The 25,887-nt window shown below is 65.8% G+C and carries 24 protein-coding genes; 4 read left to right on the top strand and 20 right to left on the bottom strand.

The genetic code is table 11. The features are described 5' to 3' along the window. Positions 1 to 75: 75 nt before the first annotated feature. From AAGT95_RS13640 to AAGT95_RS13630, 3 genes are all read left to right on the top strand, one after another. On the top strand, positions 76 to 1,062 hold the full coding sequence (locus tag AAGT95_RS13640) for an aldo/keto reductase (protein ID WP_342594140.1): 987 nt from the start codon (positions 76 to 78) through the stop codon (positions 1,060 to 1,062). A 71-nt stretch (positions 1,063 to 1,133) separates the two neighbouring features. Continuing rightward, positions 1,134 to 1,481: a 4a-hydroxytetrahydrobiopterin dehydratase gene (locus AAGT95_RS13635; protein ID WP_342594139.1), complete on the top strand. Its 348-nt coding sequence runs from the start codon at positions 1,134 to 1,136 to the stop codon at positions 1,479 to 1,481. Further along, entirely contained in the window at positions 1,474 to 2,664 is a 1,191-nt protein-coding gene (locus AAGT95_RS13630; protein ID WP_110601022.1) for an aromatic amino acid transaminase, read from the top strand. Before AAGT95_RS13635 ends, AAGT95_RS13630 begins: the two co-directional genes overlap by 8 nt. 91 nt (positions 2,665 to 2,755) lie before the next feature. Here AAGT95_RS13630 and AAGT95_RS13625 read toward each other — a convergent pair whose 3' ends face one another. Continuing rightward, positions 2,756 to 3,214 (bottom strand): hypothetical protein, encoded by a 459-nt coding sequence (locus tag AAGT95_RS13625; protein WP_342594138.1) that lies wholly within the window; start codon positions 3,212 to 3,214, stop codon positions 2,756 to 2,758. 116 nt (positions 3,215 to 3,330) lie between these two features. After that, positions 3,331 to 4,143 carry a 2,5-didehydrogluconate reductase DkgB gene (gene dkgB / locus AAGT95_RS13620; protein WP_342594137.1) on the bottom strand — a complete coding sequence of 271 codons (813 nt, stop codon included), beginning with the start codon at positions 4,141 to 4,143 and terminating at the stop codon, positions 3,331 to 3,333. A 137-nt stretch (positions 4,144 to 4,280) separates the two neighbouring features. On the opposite strand from dkgB, the gene AAGT95_RS13615 reads away from it, so the two are divergent. Beyond that, the gene (locus AAGT95_RS13615; RefSeq protein ID WP_342594136.1) at positions 4,281 to 5,423 is read left to right on the top strand and encodes an NAD(P)/FAD-dependent oxidoreductase; all 1,143 of its coding nucleotides are present in this window, start codon (positions 4,281 to 4,283) and stop codon (positions 5,421 to 5,423) included. A gap of 123 nt (positions 5,424 to 5,546) precedes the next feature. On the opposite strand, the gene AAGT95_RS13610 is transcribed toward AAGT95_RS13615, so the two are convergent. The 18 genes from AAGT95_RS13610 to leuC all read right to left on the bottom strand — a co-directional run bounded on the left by AAGT95_RS13610 (position 5,547) and on the right by leuC (position 25,724). After that, entirely contained in the window at positions 5,547 to 6,134 is a 588-nt protein-coding gene (locus AAGT95_RS13610; protein ID WP_110710007.1) for a YceI family protein, read from the bottom strand. 95 nt (positions 6,135 to 6,229) lie between these two features. Beyond that, on the bottom strand, positions 6,230 to 6,784 hold the full coding sequence (locus AAGT95_RS13605) for a cytochrome b (protein ID WP_110710008.1): 555 nt from the start codon (positions 6,782 to 6,784) through the stop codon (positions 6,230 to 6,232). Positions 6,785 to 7,483: 699 nt separating this feature from the next. Continuing rightward, positions 7,484 to 8,686 (bottom strand): O-succinylhomoserine sulfhydrylase, encoded by a 1,203-nt coding sequence (locus AAGT95_RS13600; protein WP_342594135.1) that lies wholly within the window; start codon positions 8,684 to 8,686, stop codon positions 7,484 to 7,486. Positions 8,687 to 8,738: 52 nt separating this feature from the next. Further along, positions 8,739 to 10,250 (bottom strand): amidophosphoribosyltransferase, encoded by a 1,512-nt coding sequence (purF, locus tag AAGT95_RS13595; RefSeq protein ID WP_110601013.1) that lies wholly within the window; start codon positions 10,248 to 10,250, stop codon positions 8,739 to 8,741. Between the two features lie 174 nt (positions 10,251 to 10,424). Beyond that, complete coding sequence (locus AAGT95_RS13590; RefSeq protein ID WP_342594134.1) at positions 10,425 to 11,036, bottom strand: CvpA family protein; 612 nt, start codon at positions 11,034 to 11,036, stop codon at positions 10,425 to 10,427. Further along, a complete protein-coding gene (locus tag AAGT95_RS13585; protein ID WP_342594133.1) occupies positions 11,036 to 11,761 on the bottom strand; it encodes an SPOR domain-containing protein in 726 nt (241 codons plus the stop codon). Before AAGT95_RS13585 ends, AAGT95_RS13590 begins: the two co-directional genes overlap by 1 nt. A gap of 61 nt (positions 11,762 to 11,822) precedes the next feature. Continuing rightward, positions 11,823 to 13,106, bottom strand: a complete 1,284-nt coding sequence (locus tag AAGT95_RS13580) for a folylpolyglutamate synthase/dihydrofolate synthase family protein (protein ID WP_342594132.1) — start codon at positions 13,104 to 13,106, stop codon at positions 11,823 to 11,825. 15 nt (positions 13,107 to 13,121) lie between these two features. After that, positions 13,122 to 14,069 (bottom strand): acetyl-CoA carboxylase, carboxyltransferase subunit beta, encoded by a 948-nt coding sequence (gene accD, locus AAGT95_RS13575; protein WP_342594131.1) that lies wholly within the window; start codon positions 14,067 to 14,069, stop codon positions 13,122 to 13,124. A gap of 96 nt (positions 14,070 to 14,165) precedes the next feature. Beyond that, complete coding sequence (gene trpA / locus AAGT95_RS13570) at positions 14,166 to 14,996, bottom strand: tryptophan synthase subunit alpha (RefSeq protein ID WP_342594130.1); 831 nt, start codon at positions 14,994 to 14,996, stop codon at positions 14,166 to 14,168. Between the two features lie 11 nt (positions 14,997 to 15,007). Then, positions 15,008 to 16,222: a tryptophan synthase subunit beta gene (trpB, locus tag AAGT95_RS13565; protein WP_167404621.1), complete on the bottom strand. Its 1,215-nt coding sequence runs from the start codon at positions 16,220 to 16,222 to the stop codon at positions 15,008 to 15,010. A 13-nt stretch (positions 16,223 to 16,235) separates the two neighbouring features. Further along, positions 16,236 to 16,925 carry a phosphoribosylanthranilate isomerase gene (locus AAGT95_RS13560; protein WP_342594129.1) on the bottom strand — a complete coding sequence of 230 codons (690 nt, stop codon included), beginning with the start codon at positions 16,923 to 16,925 and terminating at the stop codon, positions 16,236 to 16,238. After that, complete coding sequence (gene truA, locus AAGT95_RS13555) at positions 16,922 to 17,899, bottom strand: tRNA pseudouridine(38-40) synthase TruA (protein WP_342594128.1); 978 nt, start codon at positions 17,897 to 17,899, stop codon at positions 16,922 to 16,924. The genes AAGT95_RS13560 and truA overlap by 4 nt, the downstream gene beginning before the upstream one ends. Positions 17,900 to 17,923: 24 nt before the next feature. After that, positions 17,924 to 20,326: a hypothetical protein gene (locus AAGT95_RS13550; protein WP_342594127.1), complete on the bottom strand. Its 2,403-nt coding sequence runs from the start codon at positions 20,324 to 20,326 to the stop codon at positions 17,924 to 17,926. 156 nt (positions 20,327 to 20,482) lie between these two features. Beyond that, on the bottom strand, positions 20,483 to 21,598 hold the full coding sequence (asd, locus tag AAGT95_RS13545; RefSeq protein WP_342594126.1) for an aspartate-semialdehyde dehydrogenase: 1,116 nt from the start codon (positions 21,596 to 21,598) through the stop codon (positions 20,483 to 20,485). Between the two features lie 163 nt (positions 21,599 to 21,761). Next, the gene (gene leuB / locus AAGT95_RS13540) at positions 21,762 to 22,841 is read right to left on the bottom strand and encodes a 3-isopropylmalate dehydrogenase (protein WP_342594125.1); all 1,080 of its coding nucleotides are present in this window, start codon (positions 22,839 to 22,841) and stop codon (positions 21,762 to 21,764) included. Positions 22,842 to 22,850: 9 nt separating this feature from the next. Then, positions 22,851 to 23,636 (bottom strand): class I SAM-dependent methyltransferase, encoded by a 786-nt coding sequence (locus tag AAGT95_RS13535; RefSeq protein WP_342594124.1) that lies wholly within the window; start codon positions 23,634 to 23,636, stop codon positions 22,851 to 22,853. Continuing rightward, entirely contained in the window at positions 23,629 to 24,273 is a 645-nt protein-coding gene (gene leuD, locus AAGT95_RS13530) for a 3-isopropylmalate dehydratase small subunit (RefSeq protein WP_342594123.1), read from the bottom strand. The genes AAGT95_RS13535 and leuD overlap by 8 nt, the downstream gene beginning before the upstream one ends. Then, entirely contained in the window at positions 24,270 to 25,724 is a 1,455-nt protein-coding gene (leuC, locus tag AAGT95_RS13525) for a 3-isopropylmalate dehydratase large subunit (RefSeq protein WP_342594122.1), read from the bottom strand. The genes leuD and leuC overlap by 4 nt, the downstream gene beginning before the upstream one ends. Positions 25,725 to 25,887 lie beyond the last annotated feature (163 nt).

Genomic DNA, 25,887 nt, shown 5'->3' with positions numbered 1-25,887 from the left:
TCCGCGTAACGAAGTCGCCATTGACTGCTATGGTGAGAAGTCCCCCTTCACCCACGCTTCACCGGGAGTTCTCGCATGGAATACCGTCGTCTCGGCCGCACCGGCCTCAAGGTCTCCCCCCTCTGTCTCGGTACCATGACCTACGGCACGCCGCAGTGGCGCGACTGGGTACTGGACGATGCCGACAGCCGCCCTTTCATCCAGCAGGCACTGGCTGCCGGCATCAACTTCTTCGATACCGCCGACATGTACTCCGACGGCGAGTCGGAGCGCGTCGTCGGCAAGGCGCTCAACGATTTCGCCCGGCGCGAGGAGGTGGTCGTGGCGACCAAGGTCTACAACCCCACCGGCAACAAGTCGCCCAATGAGCGCGGCTTGTCGCGCAAGCACATTCACCACGCCATCGACGCCTCGCTCGAACGCCTGGGGATGGATTACGTCGATCTCTACCAGACCCACCGCTGGGATTACGACACGCCCATCGAGGAGACCATGGAAGCGCTCCACGAAGTGGTCAAGGCAGGCAAGGCGCGCTATATCGGCGCCTCCAGCATGCACGCCTGGCAGTTCGCCAAGGCCCAGCACGTCGCCGAACGCAACGGCTGGACCCGGTTCGCCACCATGCAGCCGATGGTCAACCTGATCTACCGCGAGGAGGAGCGCGAGATGATCCCCCAGTGCCTGGATCAGGGTGTGGGCGTGATTCCCTGGAGCCCGCTGGCCCGCGGCATTCTCGCCGGCAGCAAGCCGGTGGGCAGCGAAGGCAGCACCACCCGCGCCAGGAGCGACGAGCAGATGCGTAACTGGAAGCTGGGGCTCGAACGTGACGCCCCGGTCATCGAGGCGCTGCAAGGAGTCGCCGGGTCGCGCAACGTCTCGCCCGCCCAGATCGCGCTGGCCTGGCTGCTGCAGAAACCCGGGATCACCGCCCCCATCGTCGGCGCCAGCAAGCCGCATCATCTGGATCAGGCCCTGGGTGCGCTGGAGATCACCCTGACGGCGGAGGAGGTCGAGAAACTGGAAGCACCCTACGTGCCGCATGAGGTCGTCGGGTTCGCCTGACGTCCGGCGGCGGCGTTCCGCGCCATGCCAAAGCCGCATGGCGCTCGTCATTCATGCCGGGAGAGCGAGCCATGCCGACCCTCGCCGAACAGCACTGCAGCGCCTGTCACCGGAACGCAGCGCCGCTGACGCCGGAGCAGATCGACCACCTGCTTCCGGCCCTGCCTAAGTGGCAGATCGTGGAACGCGATGGCATCATGCAGTTGCAGCGAAGCTTCACGTTCCGCAATTTCGCGCAGGCCCTGGATTTCACCAACCGCGTGGGCGAACTCGCCGAGTCGCAAGGCCATCACCCGGCGATCACCACCGAATGGGGCCAGGTCACCGTGACCTGGTGGACCCACAAGATCCGCGGCCTGCATCGCAACGATTTCATCATGGCCGCCAGAACCGACGAGGTAGTGCACGCTAATGTTTGAGAAGATCGAGCGCGTCCCGGGAGATGCCATCCTCGGGCTGATCGAAGCGTACAATCAGGATGCCAATCCGCAGAAGGTCGATCTCGGCGTCGGCGTCTACCGGGATCCCAACGGCAACACGCCGATCATGCGCGCCGTGAAACAGGCCGAGGCTCGCCTGCTGGAGAGCGAGACGACCAAGAGCTACATCGGCTCCCATGGCGATCCGCGCTACGGCAAGGCGGTCCTGCCACTGGTGCTGGGTCCGGATTCGCCGGTCCTGGCCGCCAACCGGGCCAGCGCCACCCAGTCACCCGGCGGCACCGGCGCCCTGCGCCTGGCGGCGGATTTCATCCGCACCCAGTTGCCGGGCAAGAGCGTGTGGCTATCCAATCCGACCTGGCCCAACCACATCGGCATCTTCGAGGGCGCCGAGATCCCGATCCAGCGCTACCCCTATGTCGACGAGAACAACCGTCTCGACTTCGACGGCATGCTGGCTGCCCTCAAGCAGATCCCCCAGGGTGACGTGGTGCTGCTCCATGCCTGCTGCCACAACCCGTCCGGTTTCGACCTCAACCAGGCCCAGTGGCGCCAGGTCCTGGACGTCGTCCAGGAGCGCGGGCTGCTGCCGCTGGTCGACTTCGCCTACCAGGGTTTCGGTGACGGCCTGGAGATCGATGCCTTCGGCGTCCGCCTGCTGGCCGAGAATCTCGAGGAGATGCTGATCACCAGCTCCTGCTCGAAGAACTTCGGCCTCTACCGCGAGCGTACCGGCTGCCTGATCGTGATCGCCAAGACCGCCGAGCAGATGGAGAACGTACGTTCCCAGATGGCGATCGTCGCGCGCGAGAACTACTCGACGCCGCCCTCCCATGGCGCCGCGATCGTGGTCGACATTCTCGAGTCCGAAGAGTTGACCCAGCTCTGGAAAAGCGAACTGACCGAGATGTGCGACCGCATCAATACCCTGCGTCGCGACCTGGTCGATTCGCTCAAGCCCTATGGCCTCGACCAGCGCTTTGCCCACGTGGCCGAGCAACGCGGCATGTTTTCCTATACCGGGCTCTCCACCGAGCAGGTCAAGCGGCTGCGCGACGAGTTCAGCATCTACATGGTCGGCTCCGGCCGCGCCAACGTCGCCGGTTTCACCAGCGAGAACCTGCCCTACGTGGCCAAGGCGATCGCTGCCGTGGTCGACTGAACCCGGCATCGCCCATCCGGCTCGAAAAAAAATCCCGGCTCAGGCCGGGATTTTTCTTTGCGCGGAGCTATCACGCCACGACGTGACGATGTCACTCGGGTAACGTATCGGCGCCCATTGACTGCTCGAAGCGCTGCCGTGTCACGCCGCCGGCTTGCGGATCGTTGAGCTGCTGGAACAGGGCCTGCTGCTTGGCGCTGACCGCCTCGTCCTCGTCGATCACACCATCACCATCCACATCCAGTTGATCGAAGCTCAAGGCGTTGGGGCGCTGGTCGACCGGAGTCTGGGCGCCGCCATCGGTGAAACCGGCGTTGTCCCGCCCGACACCGCCGGATTTCTCGATCGACTCGTGGTCGACCTGGGAGGCATTGGCCGGCGCCTGCGGCGCTTCATCGCTTGCCGCGGCATTCGGCGCCGAATCCTGCGCCGTCGTACCATCCTGGGCCCAGACCGGTAACGCCAGCATGGCTGCCACAATCCCCACGCCCAGACCCAGGCCAGGGCGCAGGCCGGAACGCCCTCGCTTCGCCATCATCCATGTACGCATCGCTTGTCCTCTTGAAACGGTAACGCTTTGACCCGCGAGCGCGATAAAGATTCGATGGCGGCAAAGCTTCGTCTCACGGCAACTGGCCGGACGCCACTCGCACTCGCCGCCCGGTTTCACTCGTCCCATTGCGGCGCGAACGATGGATTGGCCTGCCGGTCGCCCCGGTCGAGATCGTCGATCTGGGCGATATCGTCATCGCTGAGCCGAAGCTTCATCGCCTTGAGATTGGATTTCTGATTGGCCGGGTTGGTCGAGGACGGAATCACGATGATGTCGCGTGCCGCGATCCAGGCCAGGGCAACCTGCGCCGGAGAGGCATCGTGGGCGTTGGCGATCCGTTCGAGCACGGGATCCTTCATCACCTTGCCCACCGCCAGCGGCATGTAGGCCGTGACATCGAGCCCTTTGGCCTGACAGTGCTCGACCAGCTTGCGGTTGGCGAGGAACGGGTGCACCTCGATCTGGTTGGTGACGATGTTCTCGCCCCCCGGCAAGCCGAGCGCCTGGTCGATCTGGGCGACGGTGAAGTTGGAAACGCCGATGTGCCTGGTCTGGCCGCGAGCCCGGGCCGCGTCCAGGGCGGCGATATAATCCGCCATCGGCACCTCGTCACCGGGCGAAGGCCAGTGGATCAGGATCAGATCGAGCTGCTCCAGACCGAAGTTCTCGAGACTCTGCTCGACGGCCCGGGTCAGCGCCTCCGGCTCCAGCTTGTCCCACCAGATCTTGGTGGTCACGAACAGCTCGTCGCGCGCGACGCCGCTCTGGCGGATCGCCTTGCCCACCGCCGCCTCGTTCTCGTACATCTGAGCGCTGTCGAGATGGCGATAGCCGAGTTCGAGCGCGGAGGTCACCGAATCGATCACCGCCTGCTCCTTGAGGCGATACGTTCCCAGACCGGGTTGCGGCAGTAGATGACGTGTCACGATGCTTTCTCCTTGATCGGAAAGGTCAGATGAGATCGAAGCGTTGCTAGAAGGAGACTGTAGGCGACAAAGAGATCTTCAAGCCCCGCTACCAGCCCATGCTAGACTGAACGCTGATTTTCCGCCCGGATCGAGGCATGCCAAATACCCAGCCGCGCGCCACCGACCCTCCGCCCGAGGGCCGGCATCTGATACTCGTCGGCAACGGCGACGCCCATCTCCACGTCGCTGCTCATGCCGAGCGGCTCATACGACACGGTGCCCGAGTGACGCTGGTCACCCGGCAGGACTTCGCATTCTCGGACTGGCTCGGCGGCATGCTGGGCGGCGAATGGCAGCGCGACGACGTTCGTCTTCCTGCCGACCGCATCGCCGTTCACGGCGGTGTGCATGTTGGCGCCGAGGTGGTCCAGGTCGATCGATACCAGCGCCGACTCACGCTCACCGACGGGCGCGAGCTCGATTACGACTGGTTATCGCTCGACCTGCCACCGGTGGTGGATGAGCACGCCATCCCCGGTTTCTATACCGCGCAGGGCGTTTTCACGGCTTCCGCCGACGATCTCTGGCAGTTGCGCCAACGGCTGGAAAGCCAGCTCGCCGGCGCCGCGGCCAGACTGCCACGAGTCGCACTCCTCGGCGGCGGGCCGAATGGCGTCGAGCTTGCCGCCAATCTGCTGGCACTGGGCGAACGCTATGGACGGCGACTGCCGGTGACGCTGATCGCCAACGACCGCAAGCTGCTTCCCGGCGCCTGCCACCGCGCCAATCGCTGGCTGACGCAGCGCCTGCATCGTCGCGGGTTGCAACTGGAGCTGGTCGCGAAGGCAAGCCGCTACCACCGGGGTCAGTTGATCCTGGACGATGGCAGCGGCGTGGACGCCGATCTACTCGTCGTGACCGATCACCTGAAACCCTCGCCCACGCTCGATATGTTCGGTCTGACCCGGGACGAGAACGACGCCATCGATGTCGACGCGAAACTGCGTAGCCGGCAGGACCCGAATCTGTTTCTCGCCAGGGAGAAGCCCGCCGGTCGCAGCGCGCCGCTGACCACGCGCGAGCGCAACGCGCTGCTGCTGGCCTCGCTGGAGGAGGCTGCCGGCGGGGAATCCCGGGCCCTGCACCATGGCCACAACGAGCACTGGAAGGCGCTCAACCTGGGCGATCTTCGTGACATCGCCTGGCGCGGCCCGCTCTGGTGCCGCGGTCGCTGGGTCCGGCGCTGGAAGCACCGTCGCGACCGCCGCGAGGTGGCGCACTACCTGGGCGAGCGCTGATCTCTGCCGCGGCAGGCCAGGCGACGCCTCCCGTACCGATACCCCATGACGCAAGATCCCGGCACATGGCCGGGATACCGTACGGGGAGGTCGTCGGCTGACACCCTCCCTGCCCGAAACGGCTTACTGACGAATACCCTCGAGCACGATATAGAGTTCGACGCTGTGCATCGGCTCCGGGAACTGGCTCATGTCGATATCGAAATCGGCCAGGTCCAGTGTCGTGGAAGCCTCGAAACCCTGTCGATAGCCGCCCCACGGATCGTCACCTCCGCCAATGTGATCGACCTCGAAGGTGACCGGCTTGGTCACGCCATGAAGGGTGAGGTCACCGGTCATTTCGGCTTCCTCGCCATCATCGTCGACGTCGAAGCTGGTGGACTGGAACGTGGCCTGAGGGAACTCGCCCGCGTCGAGGAAGTCACCGCTCAGGATGTGCTTGTTACGCTCGGCGTGATTGGTTTCCAGGCTGTCGACGTCAACGGTGACGTTGACGCTGGAGTCGTCCGGTGACTCGGGATCGTAGCTGAAACCGCCGTCGAACGACTTGAAGTTGCCCAGAATGTACGAGTAGCCGAGGTGGCTGATCTTGAACTGGATGAAGGCGTGCTGGCCCTCGGTGTCGATCTTGTAGTCGGCTGCCTGGGCCTGGGCCAGTGGCATGGCCGACGCGGCGGCGATCAGCGTGGCGAGTGCGGTCTTCTTCAACATCCTCTTGCTCCTCGAAGCGTTTGAGCTCGTATTGTCGAGCGATTCGGCCAGGGCGACCGGCTCGGATGCCGGTCGTCCTGGCCGGGAAAGCGTGATCAGCGCTGCCTGGCCGCGCGGGGCGTCAGCATCCGAACCAGCGTATCCTGGCGATCCAGCCAGTGATGCTTGCATGCCGCCAGACCGTGGCCGACGGCCAGAACGACCAGCGCCCAAGCCGCGTACCAATGCACGTCGCCCGCCAGCACGGCCTGATTCGGCAGACCCGACACCAGCGCCGGCATGGTGAACCAGCCGAACACGCTGATGCCATCGCCTTCCGCCGTGGAAATCAGGTAACCGGAGATCATCACGACGAACATCAGCGCATAGATCAGGCCATGGCCGATGTGCGCCGCGCGTCGTTCCAGCCGCGTGCCATGGGCGACCGGCGTCGGCTGCAGCACTCTCCAGATCACCCTCAGGACACTCACCAGCAGTATCAGGATGCCTATCGACTTGTGCCACCACGGCGCCAGGTGATACCAGTGATCGTAGTAACCCAGGCCGGTCATCCACCAGCCCAGGGCGAACAGACCGAAAATCGCCAGCGCGCTCGCCCAGTGAATGGCGATGCTGACCCAGCCCCAACCCGATCGCGTATTACCCCACACGGCGTATCTCCCCTTCGTTCCGATTCAGCATACTGCCTGACGATCAGGACGCTAGAGCGGGATCCGTAAAACGATTGGTGACGAGCGGGAAACAATAAGGCGGAGACGTGAGCCGGACTCCCCGCTCACCGCGGCGCCAGTCGACGTCCAGCAGGGCCTCCCGGTGAGGCATCGGAGTCATTCACGTTGATGGAGAGGAGCGAGGAGGAGCGCGCTGATACCCGAACGCGTGGCAGCCTGGCCATCAGCGCCTGGCATGCCGGTAACGGTGGGATGGAGAGGTATCGTCACAGCCATCGAAGCATCGATGGCTGCTTCGCTTTCAGTGACTGAACAGGCTGCTGTCGGACTTCTTGGAGGCCTTTGCCGCCCTCTTCTCCTTGGCCGTCAGGAGGGGCTTCTTCTTGGCGTCTTTCTTGCTGTCTCGTCCTTTGCTCATCACATTTTCCTCGTCCGCATACGACCCAGTTGGTCAACCCGGCGGCTGCGAGCGCGTGATGATTTTTCAGCCAGCCAAGCCGACGTACAACGCCAGTATGGTCCCATGAAGGCGCAATAGATAGCCGTGGCCAACCGAAACCCGACCGTCAAAACCGACGAGGCTCCGGGGCAACCGCCGGAGCCTCATCTCCTTCAGGAATACGCTGTCGTCGCGCCCCCTGATTAGCGTCCACTATCGTAACGCGATAGGTCCGCCGGCTAGAGCAATTTCAGGCCTCGTTCGAGATCGGCCTTGAGATCGTCGAGCGTCTCCAGCCCGACAGCGATGCGAATCAGACCGTCACGGATGCCGGCGGAAGCGCGCTGCTCGTCGCTGAGACGGCCGTGGGTGGTGGTGCCGGGGTGGGTGATGGTGGTCTTGACGTCCCCCAGGTTGCCGGTGATCGACATCAACCGGGTGTTGTCGATCACCGTCCATGCCGCCTCCTGGCCACCCTTCACCTCGAGCCCCATCACCGCGCCGAATCCCCGCTGCTGCTGCCTGGCCAGTGAATGCTGCGGGTGACTCTCGAGTCCGCTGTAGTGGACACGCTCGATGGCGGGCTGCGACTCCAGCCACTCGGCGAACGCCAGCGCGTTGCGGCTATGGGCCTCCATCCGCAGGCTCAGCGTCTCCAGCCCCTTGAGGAAGATCCAGGCGTTGAACGGACTCATGCACGGGCCGCAGGTACGGACGACGCCGTAGAGTTGCTCGAGCTCCTGGTCACGCCCCACGACCGCCCCGCCGATCGCCCGGCCCTGACCGTCGAGATACTTGGTCGCCGAGTGAATGACCAGGTCCGCGCCCAGATCCAGCGGCCGCTGCAGCGCCGGGGTGAGGAAGCAGTTGTCGATCGCAAGCCAGGCGCCGTGCCGGTGGGCCAGCTCGGCCAACGCCGCGATGTCGACCAGCTCGTTGAGCGGATTCGACGGCGTCTCCGCGAAGAGCAGCTTGGTCCGGGGCGTGATCGCCGCTTCCCACTGCGCCAGATCGTTGAGTTCGACATAGCGCGGCACCACGCCGAATTTGGCGAGATACTTGTCGAACAAAGCAATGGTCGAGCCGAACACCGAGCGCGAGACGATGACCTCGTCGCCCGCTTCCAGCAGCGCCAGCACGGTGGAGAGGATCGCGGCCATGCCGGAGCTGGTGGCGACGCAGCGCTCGCCACCCTCGAGCGCCGCCAGCCGCCGTTCGAAGGTGCGCACCGTGGGATTGGTGAAGCGAGAGTAGACGTTGCCCGGCTCCTCGCCCTTGAACTTGCGCGCCGCCTCCGCCGCGCTGCCGTAGACGAAGCTCGAGGTCGGGAAGATCGGCTCGCCGTGCTCCTGCTCGTGGGTACGCTCGTGCCCCGCGCGGATCGCCAGCGTCTCCAGCCCCAGTGTCTCCAACCCCGGCGTGAGATGGTCGTCAAAACTCATCCTGCAGCTCCTGAAAGCAGGACCCGATGAGCGGATCATCGGGTCGGAAGGTTCAATCGTCTTCGATATCGTTGTGCAGGTCGACCACGGCGTTGAGGCTCTCGCGCTGCTTGGCGGCATCGTTGCGCGAAGCCTCCAGCGCGGCGAAATAGGCCTCGTCGACATCGCCGGTCACGTAACTGCCGTCGAAGACGGAGCAGTCGAAATCGTCCAGTGCCGGATTGACCTCGCGACAGGCGGCCTTGAGGTCCTCCAGGTCCTGGTAGATCAGCTTGTCGGCGCCGATCAGTTCGCTGACCTCGGCATCGGTGCGACCGTGGGCGACCAGCTCGGTGGCCACCGGCATGTCGATGCCGTAGACGTTGGGATAGCGCACCGCCGGTGCGGCGGAAGCGAAGTAGACCTTGTTGGCGCCGGCGTCCCGCGCCATCTGGATGATCTGCTTGCAGGTCGTGCCGCGCACGATGGAGTCGTCCACCAGCAGCACGTTCTTGCCCTCGAACTCGCTGGCGATGGCGTTGAGCTTCTGGCGAACCGATTTCTTGCGCTGGGTCTGGCCCGGCATGATGAAGGTCCGCCCGATGTAGCGGTTCTTCATGAAACCTTCACGGAAGGTCACTCCGATGTGCTGGGCCAGTTCCAGCGCCGTGGTCCGGGAGGTATCCGGAATCGGGATCACCACGTCGATATCGTGATCCGGCCACTCGCGCTGGATACGATCGCCCAGCTTGCGGCCCATCTGCATCCGGGTGCCGTAGACGTAGGCACCGTCGAGCATCGAGTCGGGGCGCGCCAGGTAGACGTGCTCGAAGATGCAGGGTGTCAGCCGCGGCTTGTCGGCGCACTGTTGCGTATGGATATTCTTGTCCATGTCGACGAAGATCGCTTCGCCCGGTGCCAGGTCGCGCACCAGTTCGAAGCCGGCGACATCGAGCGCCACCGACTCGGAGGCGATCATCACCTCCTGGCCCTCGGCGGTCTGGCGCGTGCCGTAGACCACCGGCCGGATGCCATGGGGGTCGCGGAACGCCACCAGGCCGAAGCCGTTGATGATCGCGACTGCCGCGTAACCGCCACTGCAGCGGCGATGGACGCGACGCAGCGCGTCGAAGATGTCTTCCGGCGTCAGGTAGAGCCCCTGCTTGCCCAACTCATGGGCGAACACGTTGAGCAGCACCTCGGAATCGGAGCTGGTATTGATATGACGCAGGTCGGAGGAGAACAGCTCCTGCTTGAGCTGATCGGAGTTGGTCAGGTTGCCGTTGTGGGCCAAGGTGATGCCGTAGGGCGAATTGACGTAGAACGGCTGAGACTCGGCCTCGCTCGCCGAACCCGCGGTCGGATAGCGCACATGACCGATCCCCAGGTGGCCCTGCAGACGCTTCATGTGGCGCGTATGAAAGACATCGCGAACCAGCCCGTTGTTCTTGCGCAGCAGAAAGCGACCTTCATCCCAGGTCATCATGCCGGCGGCGTCCTGTCCGCGGTGCTGCAAAACCGTCAATGCGTCATAGATCAACTGATTGACCGCTTCATTGGCCATGAGGCCTACGATACCGCACATGCCGACTTACCTCGCTTGGTCGCACCCATTCGGGAGACAGTGCACGAATGCCAGCGTGGATGAATCGCGCCGTGACGCGATTCCCGGAATCATCGCCCGGGCCCCATGCGTCGGGGACCTGCGCTGCGGATATCCGGCACTTCATCCCGCTCGCCTATTCGTTCATCGCTTCCTTCAGGGCGCTGGTTTTTCGGTCGGACCGGGGATCGGAATCGTCACACCCCGCCCGTTCTGACTGGATGAAGAATTGTCGCTTTGCGGTAATGTCATCGGCAGTTGCCGCATGGCATCCTCCGCAGCCGTCGTATCGACGTCCCAGCTCTGCAGCTGAACCAGTGCCCACTCGCGCAGGGATTCGAACGACGGCCTCAACTGCGCCTGCTGCCATGCCTGCAACTGCGCCAGCGGTGTCAGCCCGATGACGACCGTGACGATCACCAGGATCGCGGCTCCCCGGGCCAGACCGAAGACCGCTCCGGCCAGGCGATTGAAGAAGCCCATGCCGACCCACTCCACCGCCGCGTTGAGCAGCCGGATGACGAAGCCGCAGATCATCACCACCACGAAGATGATCAGCACGAAACCGAGTACCAGCCGTGCGTCGGGGTGGGAGATGTACGGTGCCAGCAGATCGGCGATCGGTTTGGCGAATATCCGCGCCGCCAGCAACGCCACGATCCAGGCGCCGAGTCCCAGCGCCTCCCTTACCAGGCCACGCATGAAACCTGCCAGCATCGATATCGTCAATACCAGCAGGAAGGCATAGTCGAGCCAGGTCAATGTCATCAGCTACCCGGCTTGCGGATCAGCAGCCCCTGGATATTGGCGGCCTGCTTGAGCTCGGCGCGAGCTTTTTCACCGGCGTCCGACGACGAGAACGGCCCCACGTAGACCGTGGTCAGATTGTTGTCCCGGGGCTGGGAGTAAGCCGCGAAGCCCTGCTCCTTGAGCTTGGCCGCCAGTCGTGTGGCGTTGTCGGACTGCCCGAAGCTGCCGACCTGAACCACCCAGCCGCCATCGCTGCTCGCGGAGGTGCGTTCGGGCGTCGACGCCTGCTGCGGCGAGGAGGGCTGGCTGGCAGCGGGCCTGGTCGGTTCCGGCTCCGGCTCCGGCTCTGGTTCCGGCTGGCGGGAAGCCGACTGCGGCGGCTCGGACTGGGCGATATCGGCAATCGGATCATCACTGCCGGTGGTGGATGATCCACCGCCAGCGCCGTTCTGGCCGAACGAGTCGTCACTGCCTGTCCCCAGTTGATCGCGGGTATCCGGCTCGGGGACGGCGGTACCGCCACCGCTGGCACCATTCTGGGCAGCGACCGACGCCGGCGGCTGCGGCGACTCGATGATACGCTGACGTGTCTCGCCTCCGTCGATCGGCTGCTCTATCACCATGACCGGCCCTGGTTCCTGCTGGCGCGGTTCGGGATCGTCGAACAGCATCGGCAGAAAAATGGCCCCCAGCGCGACGAGAATGACCGCGCCGCTGATACGTTCACGCCATCCATACTTCATAGGACCTGGACCTCCTTAGACATGCTTCGACAGCCGCTCGATCATCCTGTGATCGAATTCACTACGCGTCGTCATTCAGCCGGGTCTGGAGCGCCTCGAGCGCGCCGGCCACGGTCAGAAACGAACCGCATACTAACACTTCTTCATCGGGCGCAAGACGAGGCGTGAGCCAGGCGACAGCCGCCGCCGGCGACGATGCCGCCGCCAACGTCTCTCCGCCCTGCGAGGCAACGACCGTGGCAAGCTCCTCACCGGAGCGGCCGCGTTCACCCGGCAAGCCCACCGGCAGCCACACGTCGATGACCGGTGCCAGCGCCTCGATCAGCGCCGCGGCGTCCTTGTCCCTGAGCACGCCGAGCAGTCCGATACGGCGTGCCGGTCGCGGGCGCCGGGCCAGCCGCGAGCCTACGTAACGGGCCGCATGCGGGTTGTGCGCCACGTCGAAGCACCAGTTACCCAGCCACTGCAGCCGGCCCGCCAGCGCCACGTTCGACATCGCCAGGCGAGATTCGGCCTCTCGTGGCGGCACGCCGCACAGGCTCAGGGCCTCGACCGCGACGGCGGCATTGTCCAGCGGCAACCCCGGGTCGGGCAAGCTATCGAGACGATAGCGATCACCCGCCTCCGACCGGCCCTGCCAGGACCAGCCGCCATCGCCCGCTTCGGCGTGATCGAAATCGCGGCCCAGCCAATAATCGGCGACGGCCAGCGCCTGGATCCGCCGAGACACGCTCACCGGCAGTTCACGACTCCCCAGCACCGCGGGTCGCCCCTGCCTGAGGATGCCGGCTTTCTCGAAGCCGATGCCCTCGAGATCGGTGCCGAGAAAATCCGCATGATCCTGGGCGATGGTGGTGATGATCGCGACATCGCTGTCGACCACGTTGACCGCGTCCAGGCGACCACCCAGGCCCACCTCGAGAATGGCCAGCTCGGGGCGGACGTCGGCGATCGTCACCAGCGCCGCCAGGGTTCCCGCTTCAAAATAGGTCAGGCTGACGGGATCGCCGGCCAGGCGTGCGGCCTCGACGCGCTCGAACCCGGCAACCAGGAGTTCGTCCCCGGCCGCACGACCGTCGAAGCAGAGCCGCTCGTTGTAGCGCAGGAGGTGAGGCGAGGTATAACTGGCCGTCGTCAAACCGTGGGCTCGAGCCAGCCGCTCCAGCATCGCCACCGTGGAACCCTTGCCATTGGTACCGGCAACGGTCACCACACGGTGCGCGATCGGGCCCTGCGTCAGGCCGAGCCGCTCGGCCACGACGGCCACCCGCTCCAGTCCCATGTCGATGGCGACCGGATGCTGGCGCTCGAGACGCGCCAGCCAGTCGTCGAGGGTGGCACTCATGGCTCGACAGGTTCCTTAACGCGAGGCCCGGGGAGCGTCCGGCTCTTCCGGTAGGGGAGAGAAATCCTCGACCGCTTCGGACGTCTCGTCCGCCGCCACGCCGACGACCGGCTGATGCGTCAGCTTGCGCAGCACGCTGCCCAGTCGCTCGCGAAGCTCCGGTCGCGACACGATCATGTCGACGGTGCCGTGCTCGAGCAGGAACTCGCTGCGCTGGAAGCCTTCCGGCAGGGTCTCGCGTACCGTCTGCTCGATGACGCGCGGGCCGGCGAAGCCGATCAGGGCATTGGGTTCGGCCACGTTGAGGTCACCCAGCATCGCCAGCGACGCCGACACACCGCCGAAGACGGGGTCGGTGAGCACCGAAATATAGGGCACGCCGGCCAGCTTGAGCTTCTCGAGCGCGGCCGACGTCTTGGCCATCTGCATCAGCGAGAACAGGGCTTCCTGCATGCGCGCGCCACCGGAGGCGGCGAAGCAGACCAGCGGGATCCGCTCTTCGAGGGCCAGCGTCGCCGCACGCACGAACTTCTCGCCGACGATCGCCCCCATGGAGCCGCCCATGAACGAGAATTCGAACGCCACCGCCACCACCGGCAGGCCATCGAGCGTCCCGCGCATGGCGATCAGCGCATCGTTCTCGTCGGTCGACTTCTGGGCCGACGCCAGCCGATCCTTGTACTTCTTGGAGTCGCGGAACTTGAGCCGGTCGCTCGGTTGAAGATCGCCGGCGATCTCCTCGCGCCCTTCCGCGTCGAGGAACCAGTTGAGCCGCTTGCGCGCGGTCAGCCGCAGATGATGCTGGCACTTGGGGCAGACGTTCTGGTGCTTCTCCAGCTCGGGAAGGTAGAGCACCGATTCACAGTTCGGGCACTTGCGCCACAGGCCGTCCGGCACGCTAGCGCGGCGGTCATTGCGCTGGGTGCGGCTCATCGACGGAACGATCTTGTCTAGCCAGCTCATGTCAGGAAAGCTTCCCTATTTGCCAAAACAGAAAGTGGTGAAAACAGCCATGCGAGAAACGAAAACGCTGGATGATACCAAATCGTCGCCCCGGCCTCAGCCGGCCACGTCACGGTCGAGCGCTTCCCGCATCTCGCCGAGGATCGACTTCAGCGCCGCGGGGATGGAGGCCGGGTCGTCGGCACGCTCGGCGATACGGCCGACCAGGGCGCTGCCGACGATGACGCCGTCGGCCACCCGGCCGATCGCCGCCGCCGTCTCGCCGTCCCGGATGCCGAAGCCGACGCACAGCGGCAGCTCGGTCACGCGCCGGAGCTTGCTCAGCTGCTCGCCGACGGCATCGGCGTCGAGCGTTGCCGCACCGGTCACGCCCTTGAGCGAAACGTAATAGAGATAGCCCTCGCCGTGGCGGCAGATCTCCCTGGCTCGCGCCTCGGAGGTCGTCGGTGCGAGCAGGAAGATCGACTGCAGGCCGTGGGCCGCGAACAGCGCGGCATTGTCGCCGGCTTCCTCCGGCGGCATATCGACCACCAGAACCCCGTCGACACCGGACGCTTCCGCCTGGCGCGTGAAGACGTCATATCCCATCCGCTCGATGGGGTTGAGATACCCCATCAGCACCACCGGCGTTTCGCTGTCCCGCTGGCGAAATTCGGCCACCATTTCCAGCACGTGGTGTAGCCGGGTACCGTGCACCAGCGCCCGCTCGCACGCCTTCTGGATCACCGGCCCGTCCGCCATCGGATCGGAGAACGGCACCCCGAGCTCAAGGATGTCGGCGCCCGCTTCCACGCAGGCATGCATGAAATCGACCGTGTGCGCCGGTGCCGGATCACCGGCGGTGATGTAGGGGATCAGCGCGGTCCGGCCCTGGGCCTTGAGCGCCGCGAAGCGCCGGTCGATACGGTTGGATGCGGTTCGATTCATGTCGACCCCAGTCAAAATTCGATGCCGTCGAGCTTGGCGACGGTGTGGATGTCCTTGTCACCGCGCCCGGAGAGGTTGACGACGATATGCTGGTCCGGCGACATCTCCCCCGCCAGCTTCTTGGCGTGGGCCAGCGCGTGAGCGGATTCGAGCGCGGGCATGATGCCCTCGACGAGCGTCAGTTCGCGAAACGCCGCCAGCACCTCGTCGTCGTCCGCCGCCACGTAGCGCACCCGGCCGACATCCTTCCACAGCGCATGCTCGGGACCGACACCGGGATAATCCAGGCCGGCGGAGATCGACTGGGTGTCGGCGACCTGCCCGCCCTCGTCGGACATCAGGTAGGTCCGGTTACCGTGGAGCACGCCCCGCGGCGCGTTGGCCGTCAGCGGCGCGGCGTGGCGACCGGTGGCTACGCCTTCACCACCGGCTTCGACGCCGTACATGATGACGTCGTCGTCCTCGACGAACGGGTAGAACAGGCCCATGGCGTTGGAACCGCCGCCCACGCACGCCACCAGCGCATCGGGCAGCCGCCCGATCTGCTCGAGCGACTGACGACGCGCCTCGCGCCCGACGATGGCGCTGAAGTCGCGGACCAGCATCGGATAAGGATGCGGACCGGCCACGGTGCCGATGATGTAGAAGGTGTCGTCGACATTGGTGACCCAGTCGCGCAGCGCTTCGTTCATCGCATCCTTGAGCGTCCGCGAGCCGGACTCCACCGGCACCACCGTGGCGCCCAGCAGATGCATGCGATAGACGTTGAGCTTCTGGCGCTCGACATCCTCGGCGCCCATGTAGATCTCGCACTTCAGGCCCAGGCGCGCGGCAACCGTCGCGGTGGCGACGCCATGCTGCCCGGCACCGGTCTCCGCGATCACCCGGGGTTTGCCGGACTTCTTGGCCAGCAGCGCCTGACCGATGGTGTTGTTCACCTTGTGCGCGCCGGTATGGTTCAGATCCTCGCGCTTGAGCCAGATCTGCGCTCCGCCGATCTCCCGCGACCAGCGTTCGGCGTGGTAGAGCGGGGATGGCCGACCGACATAGTGTGTCAGGTCACGGTCGAACTCCGCCTGGAACTCGGGATCGTCCTTGAGACCGGCATAGATGGTCTCGAGCTCCTCCAGCGCGAAGCTCAGGGTCTCGGATACGAAACGGCCGCCGTATGGACCGAAGTGGCCGCGAGCGTCCGGCAGTTGCGTCAGGTCGTGGAATCGGCTCACGAAGGGACCCTCATCAGTTGGCGGTGGATGATTTGGTGGTGAACGGCGCAGCGGACGCCCCCGCGGACAGTGCGGCGGTCGTCGCCTGCACCTGCGCGCAGAAAGCCCGGATCCGCAGCGGATCCTTGATGCCCTTGCCCGACTCGACGCCGCCGGAGACATCGACCGCATAGGGTCGCACCTGCATGACGGCGGCGGCGACATTGTCGGGGGTCAGGCCACCGGCGAGGATCACGGGTTTGGCCAGCGAGTCGGGGATGCGCTGCCAGTCGAAGGTCTCTCCCGTGCCGCCGGGGACACCCGGGCGAAACGCATCGAGAAGCAGCGCGCCGGCTCCCGAGTAGGTCTCGGCCGCCGCCCCGAGATCGATCTCGTCGCGCATTCGGATCGCCTTGATCCAGGGCTTGCCGAACCGAGCGCAGAAATCTGCAGGCTCGTCGCCATGGAACTGTAGCAGGTCGAGATAGGGTAGACACGCCTCGACATCGGCAACGCCCGGGTCGACGAACAGGCCCACCCGGGTCACGAACGGCGACACCGTGGCACTCAGCGTCGCGAGTCTGTCGGCATCGATGGCGCGAGGGCTGCCCGCCCACATCACGAAACCCAGGGCATCGGCCCCGCAAGCGATGGCGACCCGAATGTCCTCGGTTCGGGTCAGACCGCAGATCTTGATTCTGACCGGATCGATCTCCGTACTCATGGCGAGACCTCCTCTCCGGCTTCCGTCGTGGCCTGGGGATGCTGGTCGACCACCCGGCCCTGATCGTCGATCCACTTCGGCCATACCCGACGCCGGCGCATCAGCGGTGTATCCGGGATCATGTCCCGCTCGCCGGTCCAGTCACCGAGAAACGCCATCAGGTTCGGCCCGACCGGCTCCTCGGGCAACGCGAAGCGTTCGTCGAAGCGCACGTCGACGAAGTGCAGCCCGCAGGCGGGAGCGGTGACGTTACCCAGCTTGCGATCCCGCAGCGCCAGCAGCCTGGCAGGATAGGTCTCGTCCTCGTCTCCCCGCCCGACCGCCACCAGCACGCCGGCGATGTTGCGGATCATGTGATGCAGGAAGGCGTTGGCCTGCACATCGATCATGACCAGCGGCCCCAGGCGGCGCACCTCGATGAAATGGAGGTGGCGCACCGGCACCTTGGACTGGCAGCCGGCGGCCCGGTAGCTGGAGAAGTCATGCTCGCCCACCAGGGCTTGAGCGGCGCGATGCATGCGCTCGGCATCCAGCGGCTCCCGGCACCATGTCACATTGTTCCGTTCCATGACCGGGCGCGTCGGCTGATTGAGAATGAGGTAGCGATAGCGGCGGGCCAGCGCCGAGAAGCGGGCATGGAAGTCGTCGGCGACCGGCTTGAGCCAGCGCACCGCGATATCCCGTGGCAACTGCGCGTTGGCGCCGAACAGCCACGCCTTCTGGGTGCGCGCGACCGGGGCATCGAAGTGAACGATCTGGCGCGTGGCGTGGACGCCACTGTCGGTGCGCCCGCTGCAGAGCACGCGCACCGGCGCGGCGGCGATCTTGCTCAACGCCGTCTCGAGCGCACCCTGCACCGATGGAGCCTGGCGCAAGCGTTGCCAGCCGCAGTAGTGCGTGCCGTCGTACTCGACGCCAAGGGCCAGACGGCCCGTCAGCGGCTGGTTGTCGTCCTGCCGGGAGAAAAACGCCATCGAAACCTGTGCAGCCGAAAGTCGTTAGGGGCGCCCATTATCCCGATGCGACGACCGGAATTCCACCTCCTCGACGTCCCGATCGGCGGGAACTTCGCGTCGACGGCTAGCCGCCTCCTCGCCCGAGGTCCTCGAGGCGATGCCAGCACCATGGGCGTGCCTTGGCGCCACACTCTCGGTGTCATCGATCCAGATGCCGATTTCGCCGTCGTCGAACGACTCCGCCTCCGTCGGCTCGAGCCTGCCACCGCGCTCCGGCCCTGCCATGACCTCCGGGGGATGCTCCGTGGACTCCAGCGAATGCTCCGTGGGCCCCAGCGACCGTTCCATGGGCTCCAGCGAGAGTGCCGAGAAGTCGACGGCAGGCCTGGCCGCGGACGAGGATGGCGGAGCGTCTTCGGGTGCTCCCGTCGCCAGTTCCAGTGTCGGCGCTTCGTACTCGATGCGGGCGACGAGCGGCAGTCCCTCCGAAGCGTCCACAGCCGCGCTCAGGTCATCCTCGAACAGCGCTGCCACGGCGTCGCGCCGCGCCCCCACCCCCTCGATGTCGGCATCCCCCTGCGGGGACCGACGGGGAGCGGCATCGAGATCGAAACGCGCGTCTCTGCTTCGGGACGAGGTCGCCGTGGAAGCCGCAATGTCGTCGATCCCCCCCGAGGCCGGGATCTCGGGGGCAGCGTGCTGGACCTGGGACTCGAACAGCGCATCGACGTCGTCCACGTTAGCCTGCCAGCCTGCTTCACCACCACTCGTGCTGCCGTCGCCTGTCGCCTCCTGCCAGCTCTCCTCGACGTGGCGGACACGGTATTCGTCGACCAGGGTCTGGCCTGCCCGTCGCTGCTGTGGCGTGGCATCCTCGCCAAAACCGGAAAGCGCCATCTCCAGCGCGTCCATATCTCGGAGCTCCCCCAGCGCTCTCAGCAGGCCCAGCCGAAGCTGGGCGTCCTCCCGCTCCGCGAGACGCTGACGTAGCCAATCACGCGCCTCGGCGTAGCGACCGTAGGCCATGTAGATGTCCGCCTGGCTGATCGAGGCGGAGTCGAGATCCAGGTCGTCGCCCGCCGCGCGCCGAAGCGGGGAGGTCCTCGCGGCGCTGTTTGCACCGGCTTCCGTCGCCCCTTTCGGGGAGGGATCGTCGGCGACCGGCGCCGCCTCGCCCCTGGCCCGACGCCGCCGCTGAACGCCCCACAGCGCCAGCAGCACGACCACCAACCCGCCACCGACCCAGTCCAGGTGATCCAGCAGCGATCCTCCCGCCGACGTCATCGGCGTCGACGCGCGAGCGGCGCTCGGGGCAGGCACCGCCGAGGTCGCTGCCTCGGCGCTGGAGACGCTCCTGCCCGCGGCCACCGGTGCGACCGCTGCCGCCGGATCGCCCGCGACATCGCTCTTGCCGGCGGGAGTCTGGCCCGGGGGGGAGCGTTCGGGATCGTCATCGTGCGCCGTCGCTGTCGGCAGAGCGCCCACCGCGGGCGCCGCCGCGAGGGTCTCCAGCAGTTCGTCGCGCTCGGCGCTCAAGGCATCGATGGTGGTCCGTTGCCGTTCGGATTCGGCGGTCAACTCGGCCAGACGCTGCTCCAGCGAGGCGAGCCGCGAGGTCGGTGCGCTGCCAGCTCGATCGGACGCGGGCCGCACTCCCGGGGCATCGACGACCGGGCGGCTCTCACTGGCCGGTCCCGCCAACGCCCGCAACCGAGCCACGGCGTCTTCACGGGACAGCCCGGTCACGGCGTCGATCGCTGGGACCTGCAGATCGGCTCCGGCCCGCAGGCGGCCGATATCGCCATCGATGAATGCCGCGGGATTGGCCTGAAAGAGACTCACCATCAACGCCTGGCGACTGATCCCGGCGCGAGGCAGTAGCGAGGACGCCAGGCCCGACAGCGAGTCACCCGGCTGCACAGGCAGATGGGCAGGCCAGACCCCGGGCGCAGCTGTCCCTGCCCGCACCGGCGGTGGTGCCGGTGCGGGCGATGTCGACGCTGGCCGTGCCCCCGCCAGGACATCGCCGTCCAGCAGCGGCTTCGAACTGGCATAGTCGACGGGATCGAACAGTAACGACACGTCCCGCTGCCACTGCCCCTCAGGCCAGGTCACCACCAGCAACAGGTCGAGGTAAGGCTCCCGCACCCGATTCGGGCTCTCGAGCACCAGCGTCAATCCTCCGCCCTGACGCACGACCCTGGTCGACACGGTGTCGACCAGGGCAGTCCGGGTCAGCCCCGCCTGGCGATAGGCCGCGGCGTCGGCCACGGCGACCGAGATTCGCGATGCATCCAGCCCTTTCGCATCGCTCAGGGGCAGTACCACATGCAGCGGACGATTGAGCGGCGAGACCTGCTGCGGATCGCCAACGCCGAGTGCATGGGCCGCCGAAGCCAGTGCCAGACAGAGTCCGCCGGCCATGATTGTGAGCCATTGCCGCATGGTGTCCTCGCCAACGCATTGGAGTGAATCTCGAGTCACTCATCGGCACAGGCTCACTAAACTTTACCTTCCCGTTAACAATTGGATAACAAAAGCCCCGCCAACGAACGTTGACGGGGCTCGACCTCGCAGCGATACCGCGAACGCGGACTGCCTTCAGGCTTGCTCGCGCAGAATCTTCAGCATGCGCTTGAGTGGTTCGGCTGCGCCCCACAGCAGCTGGTCGCCGACGCTGAACGCGGTCAGGTACTCGCCCCCCATGGCCAGCTTGCGCAGTCGTCCCACCGGAACGGTGAGCGTGCCGCTGACAGCCGCCGGCGTCAGTTGCGCCAGCGTGGCCTCCTTCTCGTTGGGAACGACCTTGACCCAGTCGTTGTGCTTGGCCAGGCGATCCTCGATCTCGTCGATCGGCACGTCCTGCTTGAGCTTGATGGTGAACGCCTGACTGTGGGAGCGCATCGCGCCGATCCGCACGCAGAGACCGTCGATGGGAATCGGATTGTTGCCGGTGGCGAGAATCTTGTTGGTTTCGACGCCCCCCTTCCACTCCTCCTTGCTCTGACCGTTCTCCATCGCCTTGTCGATCCACGGCAGCAGGCTGCCGGCGAGCGGCGCGCCGAAGTTGTCGATCGGGAAATCGCCCCCGCGCATGGCGGCAGTGACATCGCGGTCGATGTCGAGGATGGCGCTGGAGGGCGTGGCGAGATCACGGGCCACCGCCGACTGCAGCGCGCCCATCTGCGACAGCAGCTCACGCATGTGCTTGGCGCCGGAACCCGAGGCCGCCTGATAGGTCATGGAGGTCATCCACTCGACCATGCCGGCTTCGAACAGCCCGCCCAGGCCCATCAGCATCAGGCTGACGGTACAGTTGCCGCCGACGAAGGTTCTGGCGCCCTTGGCGAGCTGGGCGTCGATCACGTGACGGTTGACCGGATCGAGCACGATGGACGACTCCTCCGCCATGCGCAGGGTGCTGGCGGCGTCGATCCAGTAGCCTTTCCAGCCGGCCTGGCGCAGCGGCTGATAGACCGCGCCGGTGTAGTCGCCGCCCTGACAGGTGACGATCACGTCCATCGCCTTGAGCGACTCGATGTCGTTGGCGTCCTTCAACGCTGGCACGTCGATGCCGATATCGGGCCCGGCCTGGCCGGCCTGGGAGGTGGAGAAGAAGACCGGCTCGAGACCGGCGAAATCGTTGTCATCCAGCATGCGCTGCATCAGCACGGAACCGACCATACCGCGCCAGCCGACGAATCCGACTTTCAACATAGATTGGTTACCCCGAAGCTGTTGGAAAAGTGGCGTCTAAGTGGCCACGCGGGCCACCGGACACTTTTCATGATCATGAATGCGACACGACGACTCATTCGAGTCGTCGTCTCATGTCGATCTTGAAGGCGCATTATAGCGCATCGGCGCCCGCTATCCGCGCTCAGGCGTCGGCGAAAGCCGCCAGTACCGCATCCCCCATCTCGCTGGTGGAAACCTGACGCGTGCCCGGATAGGCGATATCGGCGGTTCGCAGGCCCTGATCGAGAACGCTGCCGACCGCCCGCTCGATGCGCTCGGCCAGGGCCGGCTCCCCCAGCGAATAGCGCAGCATCATCGCCACCGACAGGATCGTCGCCAGCGGGTTGGCCAGGCCCTGACCGGCGATGTCCGGTGCGCTGCCGTGGCACGGCTCGTACATGCCCTGCTGATGCTCGTTGAGCGACGCCGACGGCAGCATGCCGATGGAGCCGGTCAGCATCGCCGCGGCGTCGGAGAGAATGTCGCCGAACATGTTGCCGGTGACCACCACGTCGAACTGCTTGGGCGCGCGCACCAGCTGCATGGCGGCGTTGTCGACGTACATGTGCGACAGCTCGACGTCCGGATATTCGGGTGCCAACCGGTTCATCACCTCGCGCCACAGGATGGTGACCTCGAGCACGTTGGCCTTGTCCACCGAGCAGAGTTTCTTGCCCCGCTTCTGCGCCATCTCGAAAGCGACCCGACCGATCCGCTCGATCTCCGACTCGGAGTAGACGTAGGTGTTGAACCCGACCCGCTCGCCGTCACGCTCCTCGATGCCCCGCGGCTGGCCGAAGTAGATACCCCCGGTCAGCTCGCGCACGATCATGATGTCGAGCCCGGAGACCACTTCCGGCTTCAGCGTCGACGCCTCGGCCAGCTGCGGATAGAGCAGCGCCGGGCGCAGGTTGCCGAACAGGTTGAGATGCTTGCGCAGCCCCAGCAGCCCCTTCTCGGGACGCTTGCTCAAATCCTCAAGCGTGTCCCACTTCGGCCCGCCCACGGCGCCGAGCAGGATCGCGTCCGCCGCCTTGGCCTTGGCCAGCGTCGACTCGGGCAGCGGGTGCCCTTCGGCGTCGTAGCCGGCACCGCCGACCAGCGCCTCTTCCAGCTCGGCATCCAGCCCGGCTTCGCGGCAGGCATTCAGAATCTTGACCGCCTCGGCGGTGATTTCCGGGCCGATGCCGTCACCGGGAAGAACCAGAATCTTCTTGCTCATGCATTGTCCTCAAACGTGTTCCTTGGTCGCCCACAACACCAGCATGTCGGTCGTGAAGGAGCCATCCTCGCCGATCTCGAAGGCGTCTCGCACTTCCTGGCCGACCTGACTCTGCAGGTGGCGGATCGCCTCGCGCATGACGTCAGGCGTGCGCATGCGCGCGATCCAGGTCTCGAAATCCAGCCGCAGGCGCTGGCGCGAACTGGCAGTCACCGCCAGCCCCGCCTCACCCACCATCTTCGCCCATTCGCTGGGCGCGTAATCCCGCACATGGCTGGTATCGCGCAGCATCTCGACCGTCTGCAGGAAGCTGTCGAACAGCGGCTGCTCGGAGGCGGCGACGTCGATGAACGCCGCCAGGCCACCCGGTTTCAGGACCCGCCTCGCTTCCCGCAGCGCCAGCCCCACGTCGCGCCAGTGGTGGGCGGAGAAGCGGCTGCACACCACGTCGAAACTGTCGGCGGCGAACGGCAGCGACTCGGCGACCCCCTGGACCGTGCGGATATTGCCGAAGCCACGCTCTCCGGCCGCCTCGCCGACCACCGCGAGCATCCGCGGCGAGAGGTCGTAGGCGACAACCTCGGACGCCAGATCGGCCAGTTGGAAACTGACATGGCCGGCGCCGCAGCCCAGATCCAGCACCCGGGGGGCATCGATCTCGCCGACCCGCGTGCGAAGCTGGACGAACTCCTGGCCCTGGGCATGCACGCTGCTGCTCAAATAGGCCGCCGCCCGGGCGCCGAACTGGCGCTCGACGACGGCGCCATGATCGGCGCTGCCGGGGGCCTCAGGCATCACGAAACAGCCACGGACGCGCGGCGCGGTGACCACGCTCGAAATCGTGGATCGCGCCGGACTGCTCGAGGGTCAGGCCGATATCGTCGAGCCCCTCGAGCAGGCAGTGCTTGCGAAAGGCATCGACCTCGAACGGGATCGCCTCGCCATCCGGCGTGGTCACCGTCTGTCTTTCGAGATCGATATCCAGACGGTAGCCTTCGGTCGCTTCGGTCTCCAGGAACAGCCTGTCGACCGTCTCCTCGTCCAGGGTGATCAGCAGGATGCCGTTCTTGAACGAGTTGTTATAGAAGATATCGGCGAAGCTCGGCGCGATCACCGCCCGGAAACCGAAATCGTCCAGCGCCCAGGGCGCGTGCTCTCGCGAACTGCCGCAACCGAAATTGCGCCGGGCCAGCAACACCTGCGCATCGCGATAGCGCGACTGGTTGAGCACGAAGTCCGGATTGAGCGGCCGGCTCGACGCATCCTGGCCGGGATAGCCTTCGTCGAGATAGCGCAGCTCGTCGAACAGGTTGGGGCCGAAGCCGGTGCGCTTGATCGACTTCAGGAACTGCTTGGGAATGATCAGGTCGGTATCGACGTTGGCCCGATCGAGCGGCGCGACCAGACCCTGCAGGCGTTCGAACTTCTTCATGCGCTCATCTCCCGTGCATTGCCCCGGTCATAGTCGTATTCGCGGACGTCGACGAAATGGCCTTCGATGGCAGCGGCCGCCGCCATTGCCGGGCTGACCAGATGGGTCCGGCCTCCGTACCCCTGGCGCCCCTCGAAGTTGCGGTTGGAGGTCGAGGCGCAGCGCTCGCCGGCGCCCAGCTTGTCGGCATTCATCGCCAGACACATGGAGCAGCCCGGCTCGCGCCACTCGAAGCCGGCCTCGATGAAGATCTTGTCGAGCCCCTCGGCCTCGGCCAGGCGCTTCACCAGACCGGAGCCCGGCACCACCATGGCCAACTGGATGTTCTCGGCGACCTTGCGCCCTTTCGCCACCTTGGCGGCCTCGCGCAGATCCTCGATCCGCGAGTTGGTGCAGGAGCCGATGAACACCTTGTCGAGCCGGATATCGGTGATCTTCTGCCCGGCGCTGAGACCCATGTACTCCAGCGCGCGGGTCATGCCCTGGGTGACGGTCTCGTCGGCGGCGGCGGCCGGGTCGGGCACCTCGGCGGAGACGTTGACGACCATTTCCGGGCTGGTCCCCCAGGTCACCTGCGGCTCGATCTCGGCAGCGTCGAGCTCGACGATCTTGTCGAAATGCGCGCCATCGTCCGAGACCAGATCGCGCCAGGCCTCGACCGCCGCCGGCCACTGCTCGGCGCTGGGCGCATAGGGCCGACCTTTCAGGTACTCGATGGTGTGGTCGTCCACCGCCACCAGGCCAACGCGGGCACCGGCTTCGATCGCCATGTTGCAGATCGTCATGCGACCTTCCATGGAGAGATCGCGAATCGCGCTGCCGGCGAACTCGATGGCGTAGCCGGTGCCACCGGCGGTACCGATACGGCCGATGATCGCCAGCACGATATCCTTGGCGGTGACGCCGAGCCCCAGCCTGCCCTCGACCCGCACCTGCATGTTCTTCATCTTCTGCGCGATCAGGCACTGGGTCGCCAGCACATGCTCCACCTCGGAGGTGCCGATACCGTGGGAGAGCGCGGCGAAGGCGCCGTGGGTCGCGGTGTGGGAGTCGCCACAGACCACGGTCATGCCCGGCAGCGTGGCGCCCTGCTCGGGCCCGACCACGTGGACGATGCCCTGGCGCTCGTCGTTGATGCGAAACTCCTCGATGTCGAAGCTCTCGCAGTTGGCATCCAGGGTTTCGACCTGAATCCGCGAGACATCGTCGAGTATCCCGGCATTGCCGGCGCTACGCTCCTTGAGCGTGGTCGGCACGTTGTGATCGGGAGTCGCCAGATTGGCGTCGCGGCGCCACGGCTTGCGACCGGCCAGCCGCAGCCCTTCGAATGCCTGGGGCGAGGTGACTTCGTGCAGCAGGTGACGATCGATGTAGATCAGCGCGGAACCGTCATCGCGCTGCGTCACCAGGTGCTGGGCCCACAACTTGTCGTAGAGCGTCTGGCTTGCCATTGGGGTTATCTCCTCCGTCACGCTGTCTGTCGCAGCTTGGGTGACGTGATGCCTGCGAATCGCAGCGCTTCGCTTCGGCGCTGCAACTGATTGAAGCGTCAAGATACGGCCAGAGCATGCATAAAATCAATTCATCTTGATTATGCTTTGCATTCCATAACAG

The organism is Salinicola lusitanus, assembly GCF_038648475.1.
GTDB classification, from domain to species: Bacteria; Pseudomonadota; Gammaproteobacteria; order Pseudomonadales; family Halomonadaceae; genus Salinicola; species Salinicola lusitanus.
Note: the sequence above shows the minus strand (reverse complement) of the source record. Positions and strands in the feature narration are given on the sequence as shown.